This is a genomic window from Streptomyces pyxinae (assembly GCF_024756275.1).
In the GTDB taxonomy this organism is placed as follows: domain Bacteria; phylum Actinomycetota; class Actinomycetes; order Streptomycetales; family Streptomycetaceae; genus Streptomyces; species Streptomyces pyxinae.
The window spans coordinates 16933-35685 of the sequence record NZ_JANUGQ010000016.1; the positions used below are offsets into that span (position 1 = coordinate 16933).

17 protein-coding genes are annotated in these 18753 nt (G+C 73.5%); 11 read left to right on the plus strand and 6 right to left on the minus strand.

The features are described from left to right. Nucleotides 1–417 precede the first annotated feature (417 nt). From NX801_RS18920 to NX801_RS18950, 7 genes are all read left to right on the plus strand, one after another. Entirely contained in the window at nt 418–2154 is a 1737-nt protein-coding gene (locus tag NX801_RS18920) for an ABC transporter ATP-binding protein (protein ID WP_258789075.1), read from the plus strand. Further along, nucleotides 2151–3260, plus strand: a complete 1110-nt coding sequence (locus NX801_RS18925) for an ABC transporter permease (RefSeq protein ID WP_258788954.1) — start codon at nt 2151–2153, stop codon at nt 3258–3260. Before NX801_RS18920 ends, NX801_RS18925 begins: the two co-directional genes overlap by 4 nt. Further along, the gene (locus tag NX801_RS18930) at nt 3257–4528 is read left to right on the plus strand and encodes an ABC transporter permease (protein ID WP_258788955.1); all 1272 of its coding nucleotides are present in this window, start codon (nt 3257–3259) and stop codon (nt 4526–4528) included. The genes NX801_RS18925 and NX801_RS18930 overlap by 4 nt, the downstream gene beginning before the upstream one ends. Next, nucleotides 4525–4932 (plus strand): cytidine deaminase, encoded by a 408-nt coding sequence (locus NX801_RS18935; RefSeq protein ID WP_258788956.1) that lies wholly within the window; start codon nt 4525–4527, stop codon nt 4930–4932. Before NX801_RS18930 ends, NX801_RS18935 begins: the two co-directional genes overlap by 4 nt. A gap of 336 nt (nt 4933–5268) precedes the next feature. Further along, a complete protein-coding gene (locus tag NX801_RS18940; RefSeq protein WP_258788957.1) occupies nt 5269–6546 on the plus strand; it encodes a thymidine phosphorylase in 1278 nt (425 codons plus the stop codon). A 119-nt stretch (nt 6547–6665) separates the two neighbouring features. After that, entirely contained in the window at nt 6666–7262 is a 597-nt protein-coding gene (locus NX801_RS18945; protein WP_258788958.1) for a Uma2 family endonuclease, read from the plus strand. Nucleotides 7263–7324: 62 nt separating this feature from the next. Beyond that, nucleotides 7325–7732 carry an STAS domain-containing protein gene (locus NX801_RS18950; RefSeq protein ID WP_258788959.1) on the plus strand — a complete coding sequence of 136 codons (408 nt, stop codon included), beginning with the start codon at nt 7325–7327 and terminating at the stop codon, nt 7730–7732. Here the strand turns inward: NX801_RS18950 and NX801_RS18955 are convergent. From NX801_RS18955 to NX801_RS18965, 3 genes are all read right to left on the minus strand, one after another. Then, the gene (locus tag NX801_RS18955; RefSeq protein WP_258788960.1) at nt 7683–8657 is read right to left on the minus strand and encodes a sigma-70 family RNA polymerase sigma factor; all 975 of its coding nucleotides are present in this window, start codon (nt 8655–8657) and stop codon (nt 7683–7685) included. The genes NX801_RS18950 and NX801_RS18955 overlap by 50 nt on opposite strands. A gap of 352 nt (nt 8658–9009) precedes the next feature. Continuing rightward, on the minus strand, nt 9010–9660 hold the full coding sequence (locus NX801_RS18960; protein ID WP_258789076.1) for a L,D-transpeptidase family protein: 651 nt from the start codon (nt 9658–9660) through the stop codon (nt 9010–9012). Nucleotides 9661–9942: 282 nt separating this feature from the next. Continuing rightward, on the minus strand, nt 9943–11211 hold the full coding sequence (locus NX801_RS18965) for an MFS transporter (RefSeq protein ID WP_258788961.1): 1269 nt from the start codon (nt 11209–11211) through the stop codon (nt 9943–9945). A gap of 63 nt (nt 11212–11274) precedes the next feature. On the opposite strand from NX801_RS18965, the gene NX801_RS18970 reads away from it, so the two are divergent. Then, entirely contained in the window at nt 11275–12300 is a 1026-nt protein-coding gene (locus NX801_RS18970) for a LysR family transcriptional regulator (RefSeq protein ID WP_258788962.1), read from the plus strand. A gap of 248 nt (nt 12301–12548) precedes the next feature. Continuing rightward, on the plus strand, nt 12549–13076 hold the full coding sequence (locus NX801_RS18975; RefSeq protein ID WP_258788963.1) for a MarR family transcriptional regulator: 528 nt from the start codon (nt 12549–12551) through the stop codon (nt 13074–13076). Nucleotides 13077–13367: 291 nt separating this feature from the next. Here the strand turns inward: NX801_RS18975 and NX801_RS18980 are convergent, their stop codons facing one another. Further along, nucleotides 13368–15665 carry an FUSC family protein gene (locus NX801_RS18980; RefSeq protein WP_258788964.1) on the minus strand — a complete coding sequence of 766 codons (2298 nt, stop codon included), beginning with the start codon at nt 15663–15665 and terminating at the stop codon, nt 13368–13370. Nucleotides 15666–15771: 106 nt separating this feature from the next. Continuing rightward, nucleotides 15772–16548, minus strand: coding sequence for an alpha/beta hydrolase (locus NX801_RS18985; RefSeq protein ID WP_258788965.1), 777 nt, complete (start codon nt 16546–16548; stop codon nt 15772–15774). A 243-nt stretch (nt 16549–16791) separates the two neighbouring features. Between NX801_RS18985 and NX801_RS18990 the strand changes: the two genes are divergently transcribed. After that, complete coding sequence (locus tag NX801_RS18990; protein WP_258788966.1) at nt 16792–17955, plus strand: adenosine deaminase; 1164 nt, start codon at nt 16792–16794, stop codon at nt 17953–17955. Nucleotides 17956–18083: 128 nt separating this feature from the next. Beyond that, complete coding sequence (locus NX801_RS18995) at nt 18084–18368, plus strand: hypothetical protein (RefSeq protein ID WP_258788967.1); 285 nt, start codon at nt 18084–18086, stop codon at nt 18366–18368. A 104-nt stretch (nt 18369–18472) separates the two neighbouring features. Here NX801_RS18995 and NX801_RS19000 read toward each other — a convergent pair whose 3' ends face one another. Beyond that, the gene (locus NX801_RS19000; protein WP_258788968.1) at nt 18473–18673 is read right to left on the minus strand and encodes a PspC domain-containing protein; all 201 of its coding nucleotides are present in this window, start codon (nt 18671–18673) and stop codon (nt 18473–18475) included. Nucleotides 18674–18753: the final 80 nt, after the last annotated feature.

Consider the following 18753-nt stretch of genomic DNA (forward strand, 5'->3'; position numbering starts at 1 on the left):
GCCGCGTACCTCGCATCGATCGCGTACGCGCATGTGCATGCATGCGTGCGTGCGTCGCGTACCGCACCAACACCGCGAACGACCGGCCGCGCGGGTGACGACCCGGCCCCGCCCGGCACGGACCCGACGGGCCGTGCCGGCCGCCGGCCGGACCGCCCGGGGCCCGGTGCGGGCCCTGGCCCGTATTCTCGGCGCAGGGCTCTGGCCAAGGGTTTTCGGCATTCTCCGGCGCTACGCGCGTAGCGCTTCCCGTGACGCGATAACTTCGCTCCACCGCCTGCCCGAACAGCCCGCACCACCCGTCTGCCCCGCTCCGTTCACCCTCCCGTCCCTTCCGTCACCTCCGCCCGGCCCGCCCCACCCCGTCCCCCGCCCTTCCCGGTTCTTCCGCTCCCTTCCCGCCAAGGAGAGTGCGTCATCAACGCGTCCAGTCCGTCAACGCCGCCGGCTGCAGCCGTAGAACTGCGCGGCATCACCAAGCGCTTCCCCGGTGTCGTCGCCAACCACGACATCGACATCACCGTCCGCAAGGGCACCGTCCACGCCCTGGTCGGCGAGAACGGGGCCGGCAAGTCGACCCTGATGAAGATCCTCTACGGCATGCAGAAGCCGGACGAGGGCACCATCACCGTCGACGGCACCCAGGTCACCTTCGCCAGCCCGGCCGACGCCATCGCCACCGGCATCGGCATGGTCCACCAGCACTTCATGCTGGCCGACAACCTCACCGTGCTGGAGAACGTCGTCCTCGGCGGCGAGAAGCTGCACGGCATCGGCTCCCGCGCCCGCAAGCGCATCCTGGAGATCTCGGAGGCGTACGGCCTCGGAGTCCGGCCGGACGCGCTGGTCGAGCAGCTCGGTGTGGCGGACCGCCAGCGGGTGGAGATCCTCAAGGTCCTCTACCGCGGCGCCCGCACCCTGATCCTCGACGAGCCGACCGCGGTGCTGGTGCCGCAGGAGGTCGACGCGCTCTTCGACAACCTGCGGGAGCTCAAGGCCGAGGGCCTCACCGTCATCTTCATCTCGCACAAGCTGGGCGAGGTGCTCTCGGTCGCGGACGACATCACCGTCATCCGCCGGGGCACCACCGTCGGCACCGCCGACCCGCGCACCACCACGCCCAAGCAGCTGGCCGAGCTGATGGTCGGCAGCGAGCTGCCGTCGCCGGAGACCCGCGAGTCGACCGTCACCGGGGTGCCGATGCTCCAGGTCGCCGGGCTCCAGCTGAACGCGGTCGATCCGGACGGCGTGGTCCGCGAGGTGCTGGCGGGCATCGACTTCACCATCCACAAGGGTGAGGTCATGGGCATCGCCGGTGTGGAGGGCAACGGCCAGACCGAGCTGATCGAGGCCCTGATGGGCATGCGGGACCCGGACGGCGGTGTCATCAGCCTGGACGGCGCCGACATCTCGCACCTGCCCACCCGCAAGCGCCGCGAGGGCGGCCTCGGCTACATCCCCGAGGACCGGCACCGGCACGGCCTGCTGCTGGAGGCGCCGCTCTGGGAGAACCGTATCCTCGGCCATGTCACCCAGGCCCCGAACAGCAAGAAGGGCCTGCTCGACCCGAAGGCGGCCCGCCGCGACACCGAGCGGATCGTGCGCGAGTACGACGTGCGCACCCCGGGCATCGACGTCACCGCCGCCTCCCTCTCCGGCGGCAACCAGCAGAAACTGATCGTCGGCCGGGAGATGAGCCACGCGCCCAAGCTGCTGATCGCCGCCCACCCGACCCGTGGTGTGGACGTCGGCGCGCAGGCCCAGATCTGGGACCAGATCCGGGAGGCCCGCCGCGAGGGCCTGGCCGTGCTGCTGATCTCGGCCGACCTGGACGAGCTCATCGGCCTCTCCGACACCCTGCGGGTGATGTACCGGGGCAGGCTGGTCGCGGACGCCGACCCCGCGACCATCACCCCCGAGGAGCTGGGCTCCGCCATGACCGGCGCCGCCACCGGCCACCTGGAGGCCACCCCCGAGGAGCTGGCCGCCGCCAAGACCGCCGCGGACCAGCAGGCCACGGCGCCCGCCGGGACCGACGCGCCCGGCGGGACCGGAGAGTCCGACGCGTCCGCCGGTACCGGCGAGTCCGCCCCGACAGAGCACTCCGCGCGGCCCGAGCAGTCCGCGCGGCCCGAGAACGGTGAGAGCCGATGAAGAAATTCGACAAGGACCGGCTCCTGCTGGGCCTGGCCGGCCCGGCGCTCGCGCTGGTGGTGGCGTTCCTGCTCACCTCGGTGGTGCTGCTGCTCTCCGGGCGCGACCCGGTGGAGCCGTACACCCTGATGTTCGAGAACGCCGAGTTCACCGACGTACAGGTACTGATCCTCAACCAGACCGGTACGTACTACCTCGCCGCGCTCGCCGTCGCCATCGGGTTCCGGATGAACCTGTTCAACATCGGTGTGGACGGCCAGTACCGCCTCGCGGCGATGCTCGCCGCCGTCGTCGGCGCCTCGATCGAGCTGCCGGGGCCGCTGCACATCCTGCTGATCGTGCTCGTCGCCATGCTGGTCGGCGCCCTCTGGTCCGGCATCGCCGGCTTCCTGAAGACGACCCGCGGCGTCAGCGAGGTCGTCTCCACGATCATGCTCAACTCCATCGCGACCAGCCTGATCGCCTGGCTGATCCTGCCCGCCAACCTCGGTGTGCAGCCTGCCGGCTCCAACGACCTCACCACCGGTGAGATCGCCGAGTCCGGCTGGATGCCCGGCCTGGACGTCGAGGGCGGCTCCATCTACGGCTTCACCCTGATCGCCTTCGCGCTGGGCGTCGTCTACTGGTTCGTGCTCAACCGCACCCGCTTCGGCTTCGACCTGCGCGCCACCGGCGAGAGCGAGTCGGCCGCCCAGGCGAGCGGCGTGGACGCCAAGAGGATGGTGCTCACCGCCATGCTGATCTCCGGCGCGGTGGCCGGCCTCTCCGGCATGCCGCTGCTGCTCGGCCAGACCCACACGTACAGCCTCAGCTTCCCGGTCGGCGTCGGCTTCACGGGCATCACCATCGCCCTGCTGGGCCGCAACAACCCGGTCGGCATCTTCTTCGCCGCCCTGCTGATCTCCTTCCTGGAGAAGACGTCCGCCTCGCTGGACCAGTACGGCTACGAGAAGGAGATCGCCACGATCATGCAGGGCCTGATCGTGATCTCCGTCGTCGTCTCGTACGAACTCGTCCGCCAGTACGGGCTCCGCCGGCAGCAGCAGAAGGTCGGCGAGGAGCTTGCCGCCCAGGCCCGTAAGAACAAGGAGGAAGTGGCGGCATGAGCGAGTCCACGAGCACCGTCTCGATGACGAGTACCGCCCCCGTCAAGGGCGGCGGGCGCCAGAAGCTGTCGCTGCCCGTCATCCTGCTGATCGTCGCGGGCGGCCTGGCGCTGTTCTCGCTGGTCCGGGTGATCAGCGGCGCCAACGACCTGACCTCGGTCGGCCAGGTCTCCGGCGCCCTCCAGCTCGCCGTGCCGATCGGCCTCGCCGGGCTCGGCGGCCTCTGGGCCGAGCGGGCCGGCGTGGTCAACATCGGCCTTGAGGGCATGATGATCCTCGGCACCTGGTTCGGTGCCTGGGCCGGCTATCAGTGGGGCCCGTGGGCCGGTGTGCTGCTGGGCATCATCGGCGGCGCCCTCGGCGGCCTGCTGCACGCGGTCATCACGGTCACCTTCAACGTGAACCACATCGTCTCCGGTGTGGCGATCAACATCCTGGCCGTCGGCGTCACCCGCTACCTGTCGAACTTCACCTTCGACAAGGCGGAGGGCGGCTCCTCCCGGCAGTCCCCGCGGATCGACCAGATCACCGACATCACCGTGCCCGGACTCTCCGGCGGACTGGCGGACCTCCAGGCCAGACACTGGTTCTTCGTCTCCGACCTGGCGGGCGTCCTCGGCGGCCTGGTCACCCACCTGTCGCTGCTCACCGTGGTGGCGATCCTGCTGGTCCCCGGCACCTGGTGGGTCCTCTGGCGGACCGCCTTCGGCCTGCGACTGCGCTCCTGCGGCGAGAACCCGGTCGCGGCCGAGTCGCTGGGTGTCAACGTCTACAAGTACAAGTACATCGCCGTGGTGATCTCCGGTGGTCTCGCCGGTCTCGCCGGTGCCTTCCTCGCCATCGTCTCCACCGGCATCTACCAGGAGGGCCAGACCGGCGGCCGGGGCTACATCGGCCTCGCCGCGATGATCTTCGGCAACTGGATGCCCGGCGGGATGGCGCTCGGCGCCGGTCTCTTCGGCTTCACCGACGGCCTGAAGCTGCGCGGTGGCGCGGAGAACGTCCACGCCATGCTGCTGCTGGTCGCCCTGCTGCTGGTGCTGCTGGTCGCCTGGCACCTGTACAAGAAGCGGTACGTCGCCGCGGTGGTCTCCGCCGCCGTCGCCGCGCTGCTCTTCGTCTGGTACGCCATGACCGACGCGCTGCCCAGCCAGTTCGTGGACGCCGCGCCGTATGTCACCACCCTGCTGGTGCTGGCGCTCTCCGCGCAGCGGCTGCGGATGCCCAAGGCCGACGGCCTGCCGTACAAGAAGGGCCAGGGCAAGTGACCCCGCCCGCCGTCGCCGCCGCCTTCGACTGGGCGGCCCTCCGGTCGGCCGCGCGGGACGCCATGTCCCACGCGTACGCCCCGTACTCGGGCTACCCGGTCGGCGCGGCAGCCGTGGCCGACGACGGCCGCACGGTCACCGGCTGCAACGTCGAGAACGCCTCGTACGGCCTCGGGCTCTGCGCCGAGTGCGGGCTGGTCTCCCAGCTCCAGGCCACCGGCGGCGGCCGGCTCACCCACTTCGTGTGCGTGGACGGCAAGGGCCAGGTCCTGGTCCCCTGCGGCCGGTGCCGGCAACTGCTGTACGAGTTCGGCGGCGACGGGCTCCTCCTGGAGACCCCGGCCGGTGTGATCACCCTCGCCGAGATGTTCCCCCAGGCGTTCGGTCCCGAGCACCTCGCCTGACCCCGGCCGGATGCCCGACCCCGGCCGGATGCCTGACCCCGGCCGGGCGGCTGACCCCGGCCGGGCGGCTGACCCCGGCCGGGCGGCGTGACGACCCTTCCGCTCCCCTCGCGGAAGGGTCGTCACGCTCCCGTTCCCCCCGACTCTCTATGCGCGTAGAGTCCCCTCGTGGACGCCGTGAGTGCCTCACCGGGTGTCGTCCGGACGTACCAGCAGGTGTCGTCCGCGCACACCGAGGCACCCGCGACGCGCGACCTCCGAGCTCCACCCCGGAGCCCCCCGGGGGCTCCACCGAGCCCCACCCGAGTCCCACCCGCTGGAAGGAACCACCGAGCCATGGACGCGATTTCCGTCATCCGCACCAAGCGGGACCGGGGCGAGCTGAGCCCCGAGCAGATCGACTGGATCATCGACGCCTACACCCGCGGTGAGGTGGCCGACGAGCAGATGTCCGCGCTGGCCATGGCGATCCTGCTCAACGGCATGAACCGCACCGAGATCGCCCGCTGGACCGCCGCCATGATCGCCTCGGGCGAGCGGATGGACTTCTCCTCGCTCTCCCGGCCGACCGCCGACAAGCACTCCACCGGTGGCGTCGGCGACAAGATCACCCTGCCGCTCGCCCCGCTCGTCGCCGCCTGCGGTGCCGCCGTCCCGCAGCTCTCCGGCCGGGGCCTCGGCCACACCGGCGGCACCCTGGACAAGCTGGAGTCCATCCCCGGCTGGCGGGCCCTGCTCTCCAACGAGGAGATGCTGAACGTCCTCGACACCACCGGCGCCGTCATCTGCGCGGCCGGCGACGGACTGGCCCCCGCCGACAAGAAGCTGTACGCCCTCCGGGACGTCACCGGCACGGTCGAGGCCATCCCGCTGATCGCCAGCTCGATCATGTCCAAGAAGATCGCGGAGGGCACCGGCTCCCTGGTGCTGGACGTCAAGGTCGGCTCCGGCGCCTTCATGAAGACCATCGAGGACGCCCGCGAGCTGGCCTCCACCATGGTGGCACTCGGCACCGACAGCGGCGTGAAGACGGTCGCCCTGCTCACCGACATGGCCACCCCGCTGGGCCTCACCGCGGGCAACGCCCTGGAGGTCCGGGAGTCCGTCGAGGTGCTGGCGGGCGGCGGCCCGGCGGACGTGGTCGAGCTGACCCTGGCGCTGGCCCGCGAGATGCTGGACGCGGCCGGGCTCAAGGACGCCGACCCGGCCAAGGCCCTGGCCGACGGCTCCGCCATGGACGTCTGGCGCCGGATGATCGCCGCCCAGGGCGGTGACCCGGACGCCACGCTGCCGGTCGCCCGGGAGCAGCACGTCGTCACCGCGCCCGCCTCGGGCGTGCTCACCCGGCTGGACGCGTACGGCGTCGGCGTCGCCGCCTGGCGCCTCGGCGCCGGCCGCGCCCGCAAGGAGGACCCGGTGCAGGCCGGCGCCGGTGTGGAACTGCACGCCAAGCCGGGCGACACCGTGACGGCCGGCCAGCCGCTGCTGACGCTGCACACGGACACCCCGGAGAAGTTCGACTACGCCCTGAAGTCCCTGGAGGGCGCCTACGACGTGGCCCCGGCCGGCACCGCCGCCGAGACCCGCCCCGTGGTGCTGGAACGTATCGCCTGACCTGCGGATTTCCGCTGTAGCGGCTCCTCTCCCCTCTTTCGGGTGAACGGGACCGGTGGACCGCCACCGGTCCCGTTCGGCATGCTGGGATCGGTGCCGTACCGATAGAGGAGACCGCCATGAGCGCACTCACCGTCGATCACTCGGCCAGCGGCCAGGAGTGGGACGACCTCGTCCGGCTCTGGGAGGAGACGGACTGGCCCGAGGGCTGCAAGGTGGAGATCATCGAGGGGATCATCACCGTGGCACCACCGCCCGCCTACAACCACGCCCGAATCGTTGCCTGCATGAACCGGTACCTTGTTCCCCTCCTTAAAGAGGGGTGGGATCTTCACCAGACGGTCGGCATCGCAGTGGTAGCGCGGGGCGGCTACTACATTCCAGATCTGATCGTCATCCCGGATGCCGCACTGGAGGGAGCCGGAGAGGACGGAGAGGACTACGCCCCCGCGTCAGTCGCTGAACTGGTTGTCGAGGTCACATCGCCGTCCAACGCCAAGCAGGACCGGGTTGAGAAAGCGTCCGGCTACGCGCGATCCGGGGTGCCGCTGTATCTGCTGATCGACGCTCACGCCCGGAGCGGTCCCACTGTGACCCTGTATGGGCAACCCAAGGGCGGGCTCTACCAAGTCCTGGAGACGGGCAAGTTCGGCGACCCGATCACCCTGCCTGAGCCCTTTTCGCTGACCATCGACACAGGGCAATTTCCCACCTGATGCATCGCGATGCGCTCTTGACCCGATGAATTCCGGGCGCCCCGTCGGTCTGTCGTCGTGTGGTGGCTGCCCCGGGATCCGAAGCGTTCGTCGTTGGCCGGCTCGGACCGGCCGACGTGCCCGTGCTGTGCGCCCGGCTGGGCCGGTGGCTCGACGGGGTGGCGGCCGGCGGCGAGGTGGTCTGCGACCTGAGCGGCCTGGTCGCGCCGGGGCTCGCCGCCGTGGACGCCGTGGCCCGGCTCGCGCTCACCGCCGGGCGGCGCGGGCACCGGCTGGTGGTCCGGGGAGCCGGGCCCGAGCTGCGGGCGCTGCTGGCACTGGCCGGGCTGGCCGACCGGTTCGCGGAGCCGGGGCAGCCTGAGCCGGAACAGCCGGGGCCGGAGCGGCCGGGGCGGCGGGGCGTCCGGCCCCCGGACCCGCTCAGCCCTCCAGCCGCTCCGGGAGGCCGAACAGCGGGAACCAGCGCTTGACGTCCAGGAACGACGTGATCCCGCAGACCTTGCCGGCCGTGATTTCGATGGTCATCAGCGCCCAGGGGGCGAACCCGCCCGCCGGGTCCGGGTGGTAGTGCGCGAAGGCCGGGGTGCCGTTGGCCACCGTCGCCACCAGCCGCGAGCCCCGGCAGACCGAGCCGACGCCCAGCAGCCAGCCCACGATGTCCTCGTGGCCGCGCAGCCAGAGGTCGTAGGGCGGCATGGAGAGGGTGGCGTCCTCGTGGAGCAGGGCGGTGAGCGCCGCCATGTCGTACCCCTCGAACGCGGCCACATACCGCTCAAGCAGCTTGCGCTGCTCCTCGTCCAGCGGGTCGGCCGCGTCGGTCTTCGCCGGGTCCTGCTCGGCCAGGGTGGCCCGGGCCCGCTGAAGGGCGCTGTTCACCGAGGCGACCGTGGTGTCCAGCAGCTCGGCCACCTCGCTCGCCCGCCAGGCCAGGACCTCGCGCAGAATGAGCACCGCCCGCTGCTTGGGCGGCAGATGCTGGAGCGCGGCGACGAACGCCAGCCGCACCGACTCCCGGGCGACCGCCGTCTCCGCCGGGTCGGCCACCGAGGGCAGCACCCGCCCGTCCGGCACCGGCTCCAGCCAGGTCACCTCGGGCCGGGTGGTCAGCTGGGCCTGGGCGACCGGGGTCGGGGCGGACAGGTCCATCGGCCGGGCCCGGCGGTTGCCCGCGCTGAGCGCGTCCAGACAGACATTGGTGGCGATCCGGTAGAGCCAGGACCGCAGCGAGGAGCGGCCCTCGAACCGGTCCAGGCTCCGCCAGGCCCGCACCATGGTGTCCTGGACGGCGTCCTCCGCCTCGAACGCCGAGCCCAGCATGCGGTAGCAGTAGCCGGTCAGCTCGGTCCGGTACTCCTCCAGCCGGGAATCGAGGTCCGGCACCGCCACATCGGCCATCACGTCCACCCCAGTCGCGTGGGACGCGCGCGTCGCGCACGTTCTCCTTCGGACGCTACCCGAGGCCACTGACACCCCGCCCGTCGTTCACCGTTTCCGGACGGCGGCCGGACCGGGCCGGGACCGGGCCCGGGGTGCGGCGAGCCCCGGGACCCGGGACCCGGCGGCAGGCATGTCCGTACCCGGCGGACATGCCCGTACGACGAACCCGTACGGCGAACCCGTACGACGAAAAGGGCCGGGGGCCGGGGCGCCGCACTGGCGCCCCGGCCCCCGGCCCCCGGCCTTCGACTCCGGCCCCCGGCCGTCACCGGCCCGGCCGCTCCGCCGGATGCCCGGCCCGGGAGGCGGCTCAGGTGCCGGGCTTCCGGCCGTACACGAACACGTCGTCGCCGTTCTTCAGCTTGTTCCAGTACGCCTTGGCGTCGGCGGGCCGCATATTGACGCAGCCGCGCGAGCCCGGCGGGTTCCACATGGACTTCTCGACCGAGTGGAAGGCCTGGCCGCCGTCGAAGAACTGCGCGTACGGCATCCACACCTTGTAGAGCGTGGACCAGTGCTTGATGTTCCGGTGGTAGACCTTGTTCAGACCGGTGCGGGTCTCCGAGCCGTCCCGCCCGGTGCGCACCGGCACCGGGCCGTAGACCAGCTTCGACCCGTCCTGGATCCAGCTCAGCTGGCGGGTCAGGTCGACACAGGCGATCCGGCCCTTGTTCACCGGGCACTTCCCCGCCTTGTTGGGGGTCTTCCCGGCCGCCTTCTGGGCGATCATCGTATTCATCGTCTGCCAGGTCAGCGTCCCGGCGTACCCGGCGGACGGGGTGATGCCATGGGTCTTCTGGAAGCCCTGGATCGCCTTGCAGTCGGCGGTCGACTGCTTGCCGTCCACCGGCCGGCCGAGGAACTTCTCCACCTGCTTCTGGTACGGCCCCGCCGACGCCGTACAGGACGACGCCGCCTGCGCCGGTGCCGCGCCCAGGGCGACACTCAGCGGTACGACCATGCCGACGATGCCGAGGCCGACCCCGGCACGCCTGCGGATCCCTCCCATGTGTTCCCCACTCCCCTGTGAGATCGATGCCATGGCGGCGTAATCACCGCCGTCGCGGGCGGTGCGAGCGCCGAGCGGACGGAAAGGCGACCGCTCAGCCCGTAGGACGTACAGAGTGGGGGCGGGGTTGTACTTCGGGATGTCGTTTTACCTGTCGATTGGGACACAGGGCCGTAAATGATCACTTGTTGATCATTTATCGGGCATTCGCCGCCAGTATTCGCTCGCCGCCGGTCAGTGGCGGGCGGCGGAGGCGAGCAGCAGCCGGCGCTCGGCGGTGCGGGCGCTGTGGGTGCCGTACAGGGTGATCCCCGCGACCCCGGCGACGGCGAGCAGTCCGAGCAGCACGGTCCCGGTCCACCCGGCGGCGTGGAAGGCCATCGCGCCGAGCGTGCCGCCCGCGCTGCTGCCCAGGTAGTACGCCGACTGGTAGAGCGCCGACGCCTGGGCCCGGCCGGTCTTCGCGGTGCGGCTCACCGAGGACGAGGCGACCGCGTGCCCGGCGAAGAAGCCGGCGGTGATCAGCACCAGGCCCAGCAGTACGGCGCCGAGCGTGTCCGCCAGCGAGAGCAGCAGCCCGGCGGTGGTGGTGGCGCCCGCCAGATAGAGCGCTCCGCGCCGGCCGACCCGGCCCACCAGCCGGCCGGCCGCCGCCGAGGAGACCGTGCCCACCAGGTAGACCAGGAAGATCGAGCCGATCAGTCCCTGCGGCAGGGAGAAAGGTTCCTCCACCAGCCGATAGCCGATCACCGTGTACACCGCGCCGAACACCGTCATGAACAGCGCGCCGATTCCGTACAGCCGTCCCAGCAGCGGGTCGGCGAGGTGCGTCCGCACGGTCCGGGCCAGCGCGCGCGGGTTGAGCGTGCCGGGGGTGAAGTGCCGGGCCCTCGGCAGCAGCAGCCGGAAGACCACCGCGCAGACCAGCGAGAGCAGCCCCACGGCGGCCAGCGCCGCGCGCCAGCCCCAGAGCTGGGCCGCCCAGCCGGTGACGATCCGGCCGCTCATCCCGCCGATGCTGTTGCCCGCCACGAAGAGTCCGATCGTGGCGATCAGCGCCTGCGGCCGTACCTCCTCCGCCAGGTACGCCATCGCGGAGGCGGGCAGCCCGGCGAGCGCGGCGCCCTGCACGGCGCGCAGCGCGATCAGCCACTCCAGGTTCGGCGCGAACGGGACGAGCAGTCCGACCGCGACGGCGACCGCGAGCGAGGCGGTCATCATGGTGCGGCGGCCGAAGCGTTCGGAGAGGGCGCTCAGCGGCAGTACGCAGACGGCGAGCGCGCCGGTGGCGCCGGAGACGGTCCAGCTGGCGGCGGAGGCGGTCACGCCGAGACCGGCGGAGATGGCCGGCAGCAGGGCCTGGGTCGAGTAGAGGAGGGCGAAGGCGGCCACTCCGGCGGCGAAGAGGGCGAAGCTCATCCGGCGGTGGCCGGGTCGTCCGGGGGCGAGGCGCGTATCGGCGTCCACGGGTGCGGTGGACGCCTTGATATCGGCGGGAGGCATGGGACGACCGTAGGCCGGTGGGATTTCATGCGTCCAATGCATGGACCGGCGTAAATTGTTCCCATGGTGCATGAGTACAGCTCAGGGCGTCGGCTGTCACTGAACAGTTACGAAGAAGACATGGGCGACATGGGCCTGCTGCTCACCCCGCGCCTCGCCCACTTCGCCGCCGTCGCCCGCCATGAGCATGTGACCCGCGCCGCCCAGGAGCTCGGGGTGCCGCAGTCCACGCTCTCCCGGGCGATGGTCCGGCTGGAGCGGGACCTCGGGGTCACCCTGTTCGCCCGCCGGGGCCGCACGGTCGCCCTCACCACCGCCGGGCGCGCCTTCCTGGCGGCGGCGGAACGGGCGCTGGCCGAGGTGGAGAAGGCCGCCGACACGGTACGCGCCGACGCCGACCCCTCGGCCGGCCGGGTCGCCTTCGGCTTTCTGCACACCATGGGCTCGGAGACGGTACCCGGGCTGATCCGGGCGTTCCGCGCCGACCACCCCCGGGTGCGCTTCACCCTGGTGCAGAACTACGGCGAGGCCATGATCGAGCGGCTCCGCGCCGGTGAGCTGGACCTCTGCCTCACCTCCCCGGTGCCGGACGCCCCCGACCTGGTCGCCCGGCGGCTGGACGAGCAGCGGCTGCGCCTGGTGGTGCCGGACGACCACCGGCTGGCCCGGCGCAAGCGGGTGCGGCTGGCCGAGGCGGCGGACGAGGCGTTCGTGACCCTGGAGCCGGGGTACGGGCTGCGCCGCATCACCGACGACCTGTGCGCCCGGGCGGGCTTCACACCCCGGGTGGCCTTCGAGGGCGAGGAGGCCGAGACCCTGCGGGGCCTGGTGGCGGCGGGCCTGGGCGTCGCCCTGCTGCCCCCGCCGGCCGTGCCCCGCCCGGGCGTGGTGGAGCTGACCGTCACGGCGCCCCGGGCGGCCCGCGAGATCGGGGTCGCCTGGCTGGACGGGCACCCGGACACCCCGCCGGTCGCCGCCTTCAAGCGGTTCCTGCTCTCCCGGCGCGGCCAGCTCCTCCCCAAGTCGGCCCCGCCGCCCCGGGAGGAGGAACCGTACGGCCCCGACTCCGTTGACCTCGACCACGGTTGAGGTGACAGCGTGGTGAACGCACCACCCCCGGGACGCCGTCCGGGCGCCCCGCGACACCTCGCGACTCCTCACGACTCCCCGCGACTCCCCGCGACACCTCACGACTCCCCGCGACACCTCGCGACTCCTCGTGACGCCTCACGACGTCCGTGACGCCTCACGACGTCCGTGACGCCTCACGACGTCCGTGACGCCGCGCGCCGCCGCGCGGCGCCTCAGGACTCCCCACGACCAAGGGACGAGCCACCATGACCCGCACCCCGACCACCCTCACTCCCGCCGACCCGGCCGCGCCCGACACCGCGCTGGCCACCCAGCCGGTCGGCTACTGGACCGGCGTCGCCCACCGGGCCGTCGTCAACCACCTCCGCGACGCCATGGCCCGCCAGGACGTCACCCAGCCCCAGTGGTGGATCCTCAACCGCGTCGACGCCCCCGGCCCGCCGCCGACCCGCCAGGTGGTGGCGGCCGGCCTCGCCGCTGTCGCCGACGGACCGCACGAGGTGCCGCGCGCCCTCGATCAGTTGCTGCGCCGGGGCTGGCTCACCGAGGACCCGGACGGCCGCCTCGGCCTCACCGCCGCCGGCCGGGCTGCGCGGGCCCGGATCAAGAGCCTCGTCACCGGCCTGCGGGACGGCGTCCACGAGGGCGTCAGCGACGAGGACTACGTGACCACCCTCCGGGTGCTCCGCCGGATGATCGCCAATGTCGCCGCCCTGACCGCTGCCGAGCCGCGGGACGGGTCGGCGGTGGCCGCCGAGGCGCGAGAGATGTGACAGGAAGGCGCTCTCGCCGGCGTGGCCGGTGCCCCGGCCGAGCGCGATGTCCTCGTCGGCCTCCCGCTCACCCGCCGGCCACCCCCGGGCCCGGAACCACTCCTGGCCGGCGTGGGCCAGGTGCCGTACCTCGTTCCCCCGCGGGCCCGGGCGGTCCGGCCTGCGGCTTGGTCATGGATGCCCTCCTGGCGTACGTACGGGGGTGCGCGCCGGCGAGGCGGCCCGCACCGGGGTCGCCGTCCCACCGGGTCCGCCCGGCTCCTTCTCCCACCCGCGCGTGGCGCGGTCGCGTCACGGTTCCGGCCGGACGCCCGGTGGCCGCCCCTCCCGTCCCCGGCCCCCGGGGCCGTCCACGTCCGCCGAGGCCGCGATGCGGTCCAGCTGGCGGCCGAGACCGGCCAGCCAGACCTCCAGGTCGACCAGGACCGGCGGCGGGTCCGGGCCGGGGCCCGTATCGCCGCCGTACGAGGCCCGCGCGGCGCCCGGTGGCGCGCTGGTGCCGGGCGGGCGCGGAGCCGCCGGCACCCGGCCGGCGCCCGGCTCCGGGGCTCCCGGCGGCGTACGGCGGCCAGGAGCGTCCCGCGCCGTGAACAGCTCGGCCACCCGGTCCGCCTCGGCCACCAGGGCGGTCGCGGCCGCGCGGGCCCGGGCGGCGGAGGCGGGCGGGACGGTGGCCGGGGGCGTGTCGAAGCGGGGCAGCCGCTCGGCCCCCAGCAGCATCTGGTGGGCGAGGATCAGCACCGCGTGCCAGTCGGTGCCCGGGTCCCCCGGCCGCTCCGTCGCGGTCGGCGGCTCGCTGCGGAACTGCGCGTACGCCGCCTCCGCCAGCCGCAGCCGGTGGACGCTCGGCAGGGTGTGCGGGGCAGGGCGGGAGCCGGCCGGTGCGGCGAGCAGGGCGTCGACCGTGCCCGGTACCAGCGCGGCACAGGACCGGAGCAGCCCGGCCATGGTGCGCCGCACCTCCCGGCGGGCCCCGGCCGGCCAGGCCAGCAGCCCGCAGAGCAGGCCGATCGCGCTGCCTGTGACCACGTCCAGGATCCGCGCCTCGGCCAGCTGCCGGCCGGCCGGCGCCAGCTGGGCGAAGGCGGTCGCCACCACCAGGGTGAACAGCCCCTGCGCGTACGCCACGCCCAGCAGCGGCCCCAGCGCGAACGCCACCAGCATCCCCGGCGCCAGCAGCGCCGCGTACGCGTCGGTGTGCTGCCCCAGGCCCACCAGCAGCGCGCCCGCCGCCACCGCCCCGACGAGGTTGCCCGCCAGGGCCTGGCGCACCGCCCGCCAGGTCGCCCCCGCCGTCGTACGGCCCAGCGTCAGCACGGCGAGCAGCACCCAGAAGCCGTGCGTCAGCTCCAGCGAACCGGCCACCAGCCGCGCCGCCGCCAGCCCCAGCGCGATCCGGACGGCGTTCTGGAACCACACCGAGCGCGGCGTCAGATTGCCCATGATCCGGCGCGCCCGGAGCCGGGGCGCGGACAGACCGGCGTACCAGAACAGCTCGCGCGGCTCGGGCGCGGTGGTGCGCCGGCCGTCCACCGCGAGCCCGACGGCCGTCTCCGCGATCCGCGCCGACTCGGCGAGCGCCAGCACCCCCGCCCGCCGCCGCGCCGCCCCGGCGGAGTCCGCCCCGGCGGAGTCCGCCCCGGCAGGCGTCGCCTCACCGGGCGCCGTCTCGCCGGGCGCCCGCGGAGGCCGCGTCCGTCGCGTCCCCCGCGTCCGCCGCTCCTGGAACTCCCGCATCGCCGTCTCCAGCGCCCCGGCCCCCCGGTCCGGCTCCGGCCGTACCCCCGTCCGCAGCGCCGCCGCGCCCGCCGCGCAGCTCTCCGCCACCCGCCCGAGCAGCCCCGCCGACAGGGGATCGTCCGCCGCCCCGCGCCCTGGCCCTGACGCCTCCCACTCGGCCCGCGTCGCCAGCTGGTCGAGCAGCCGGCGTACCGCGCCACCCGCCTGGGCCAGCGCCCGGTCGGTCCGGCCCGCCCCGGCCGGGCGCTCGGCCGGGGGCAGCTCCGAGAGCCGCAGCGCCCGCCCGGCCGCCCGCAGCCCGGCGGCCTCCGCACCGGGCGCGGCCGCCGTACCGAGCGCCGCCGCCAGCCGCTCCCGGTACCCCGGCACCGGCGGGTCGGGCAGCAGCAGCGCCTCGCAGGCCGCCAGCAGCAGGACGCCCACGGCCAGCCCGGCCAGCCGGGGGACCAGCTCCCCGGGGGCGTACGGGGGGAAACACGCCAGGATGTAGAAGAGCTGGAGCCCGGGCGCGGCCCCCGCCGGGCGCGGCCCGCCCACCGCCGCGAAGGCCAGTGGGAAGCCGACCGCCAGCATCCCGGCCACCGCCGCCCAGGTGTGCCCCGCCAGCACCGTGCCCAGGGCCGCCAGGGCCAGCCCGGCGGGCAGCGCCCGCAGCATCACCGGGGCCCGCTGCCGCCCGGTACCGGGGACGGAGGCCAGCAGTCCGAGGGCGATCGGCGCGAAGAACGCGTACAGGGCGGGCACCGGCAGCCCGGCGCCGTACCGCAGCGGATAGAACCCGGCGCTCGCGGCCACCGTCACCCGGACGGCTCGGCGCACGATCGCCGCCCGCTCCGCCGGCTCCCTCATCGCTCCATTCTCGGTCGCCCCGGAAGCCCCCGCACCCGTGGCGGCCGGTCGTGCCGTCGGTGCGGAGGCCGGGCTGCCGGTACGGGCGCCGGGCTACCGGTTCCGGCTACCGGCGGGCCCGGCGCGCCGGGCGTCCGAAGCCCGCCGCCAGCGGCATCCGCAGGCCCAGCGGGGGCGGGGCGGCCAGCGCGTCCGCGACCGGCCGGGCATAGGGGTGGCCGAAGAGCGCGCCCCGCACGAAGTCGGCGGCGAGCGCCAGCACCTCGTCATGGTGCTGGCGCAGCGCGTGGCCGTCCGAGTGCACCTCGAAGCGGCAGGTGTCCCGGTTGGCCTTCTTGACCCGCTCGGCCAGCCGGTAGGAGAGCTCCGGGTCGGTCCTGGCGTCGTTGGTGCCGTGCGCGATCAGCACCTGGCGCCCGACCAGTTGCCGCACCGGCTCCGGCTGGGCCGCCATGTCGTCCTCCGGCAGCCAGGGCGCCAGGGCGAGGACGCAGCTCACCGCCGTGTGCCCGGCCGCCCGCAGCGCCGCCCGGCCGCCCATGCCGTGCCCGGCCAGGCAGACCGGTACGTCGCCGTACCGCCGTACCACCTCGGACACCGTCCAGCGGGCGTCCGCCGCGAGCCGGGCGTCGGTGCCGTTCCAGCCGTGCGTCCGGTAGCGCACCACATGGGCCACCAGTCCGTCCCCGCGCCCCGCCCGGGCCAGCCTGCGGGCCAGCGGGAGGACCGCCGCCCGGGCCAGCGGCGAGGGCCGCCGCTCCGACACCGGCGCCCCGTCCGGCAGCAGCAGCACCACCCCGCCCACCGCCGGGACCGCCGTCCCCACCGCCCGGCCCAGCCGGGGTTCCCGCGCGCCGCCCGTCCCTACGAGTGCGTGTGCCATGGCAGAACAGTCTCAGAAGGAGACGTGTACGCCACCGGTACGTGCGGTCACCGTTGCGTATCGAAGGTCCCTGCCCGCCCGCCCCGCGCGACCGGCCCCCGGGACGGCCCCCGGCGGCGGTCGCGGCGATGGAGGCGGCGCCCCCGGACGGGTCCGGCGACGGCCCCCGGCGACGCGCCGTCGTGGCGTCCGGAAACCGCCAACTCCCGCGCCTTCTACGCGCGTAGGGCTTAGAGTGCGGAAATGACGAGCCAGCTTCCCACCGCCCCGAAGCCCCCGACCGCGGACCAGATCCGGCGCGCCCCCAAGGTGCTGCTCCACGACCATCTCGACGGCGGGCCGCGCCCCGGCACGCTCATCGAACTCGCCGGGGAGACCGGGTATCAGGGCCTGCCCGAGACCGAGGCGGACAAGCTCGGTCACTGGTTCCGCGAGGCCTCCGACTCCGGTTCGCTGGAGCGCTATCTGGACACCTTCACCCACACCAACGCCGTGATGCAGACCCGCGAGGCGCTGGTACGGGTCGCCGCCGAGTGCGCGGAGGACCTCGCGGAGGACGGGGTCGTCTACGCCGAGGTGCGATACGCGCCCGAGCTGCACCTGGCGGCCGGGCTCGGGCTCGAAGAGGTCGTCGAGGCCGTCAACGAGGGCTTCCGGCTGGGGGAGCGGCGGGCCCGGGAGAACGGTCACCGGATTCGGGTGGGCACCCTGCTGACGGCCATGCGGCACGCCGCCCGGTCGCTGGAGGTCGCCCAGCTCGCCAACCGCCACCGGGACTCGGGCGTGGTCGGGTTCGACATCGCGGGCGCCGAGGCGGGGCACCCGCCCACCCGGCACCTGGACGCCTTCGACTACCTCCGGCACGAGAACAACCACTTCACCATCCACGCGGGTGAGGCGTTCGGGCTGCCCTCGATCTGGGAGGCGCTCCAGCGGTGCGGCGCCGACCGGCTCGGCCACGGCGTCCGGATCGTGGACGACATCACGGTCGCCGAGGACGGTACGGCCACCCTGGGCCGGCTGGCCTCGTACGTCCGCGACAAGCGCGTCCCACTGGAGCTCTGCCCGACCTCCAACCTCCAGACCGGCGCCGCCGCCTCGTACGCCGAGCACCCCGTCGACCTGCTGCGCCGGCTGCGGTTCCGGGTCACCGTCAACACCGACAACCGCTTGATGTCGGGCACCAGCGTGAGCCGGGAATTCGAGCGGCTGACCGAGGCATTCGGTTACACGCTCGACGACATCGCATGGTTCACCGTCAATGCGATGAAGTCGGCGTTCATCCCTTTCAATGAACGCCTCGCCCTGATCAATGATGTGATCAAGCCCGGTTACGCCGCGCTGAAGTCCGAATGGCTGTTCACCGAAACGGCTCCCACCAGCGGGTCCGTATCCTCGCGGGGCTGATCGTTCGCCGGTGGTGCGGGGCCGGGCGCCGCAAAGACCCGGACTCCCGGGGTGTTTGCGGCGCCCGGGGGCGGCTGACTAGGTTGCGGAATCCTCATGTTCCCCGGAATTCACCAAGGACATTTTCGATGAAGCAGTCCGCCAGGGCCCTCGGTGTCGCCGTGCTCGGTGCCGCGTTCGCCGCCTCCGCCGCCGGCAGTGCCGCAGCGGCCGGGCCCCTCCCCATCGGCACCCCGCTGGACACGGTCTCCAACCTGACCGGTGCGGCCAAGTCGCTGCCGCTGGAGAACGTCACCAAGCTCCTCGGCACCGTCACCGAGGACGGCGGACTGCCCGTCGCCCCGTCGGCCGTCACCGGTCTGCTCGGCGGGCTCCCCGTCGGCGGCAGCCTCCCGGCGGCCGGCCTCGGCTGACCCGTACGCCGGGGCCGTGACCGACCAGGTCTCCCGGCTCCGGCAGACAAACGGCGGGGCGGCGTCCGTTCGGACACCGCCCCGCCGCTCCTTGCGTGGACCGCCTACCAGGCGGTGCTGGACTTCCGCTCGGCCGGCAGGAAGATCCAGAGCGCCAGGTAGAGCAGGAACTGCGGTCCCGGCAGCAGGCAGGAGACCAGGAAGATCACTCGCATCGTCATCGCGGAAGTCCCGAAGCGCCGGGCCAGCCCCGCGCACACTCCGCCGATCATGCGTCCATCTCGGGGGCGGACCAGTGCGGCCATGGTGGGCTCCTTCGCGAGCGACGTGGGAACCACTCCTGGGCGGGCTCCCGATGTGCTTCCATCGTGCCCCCGGACGGCCG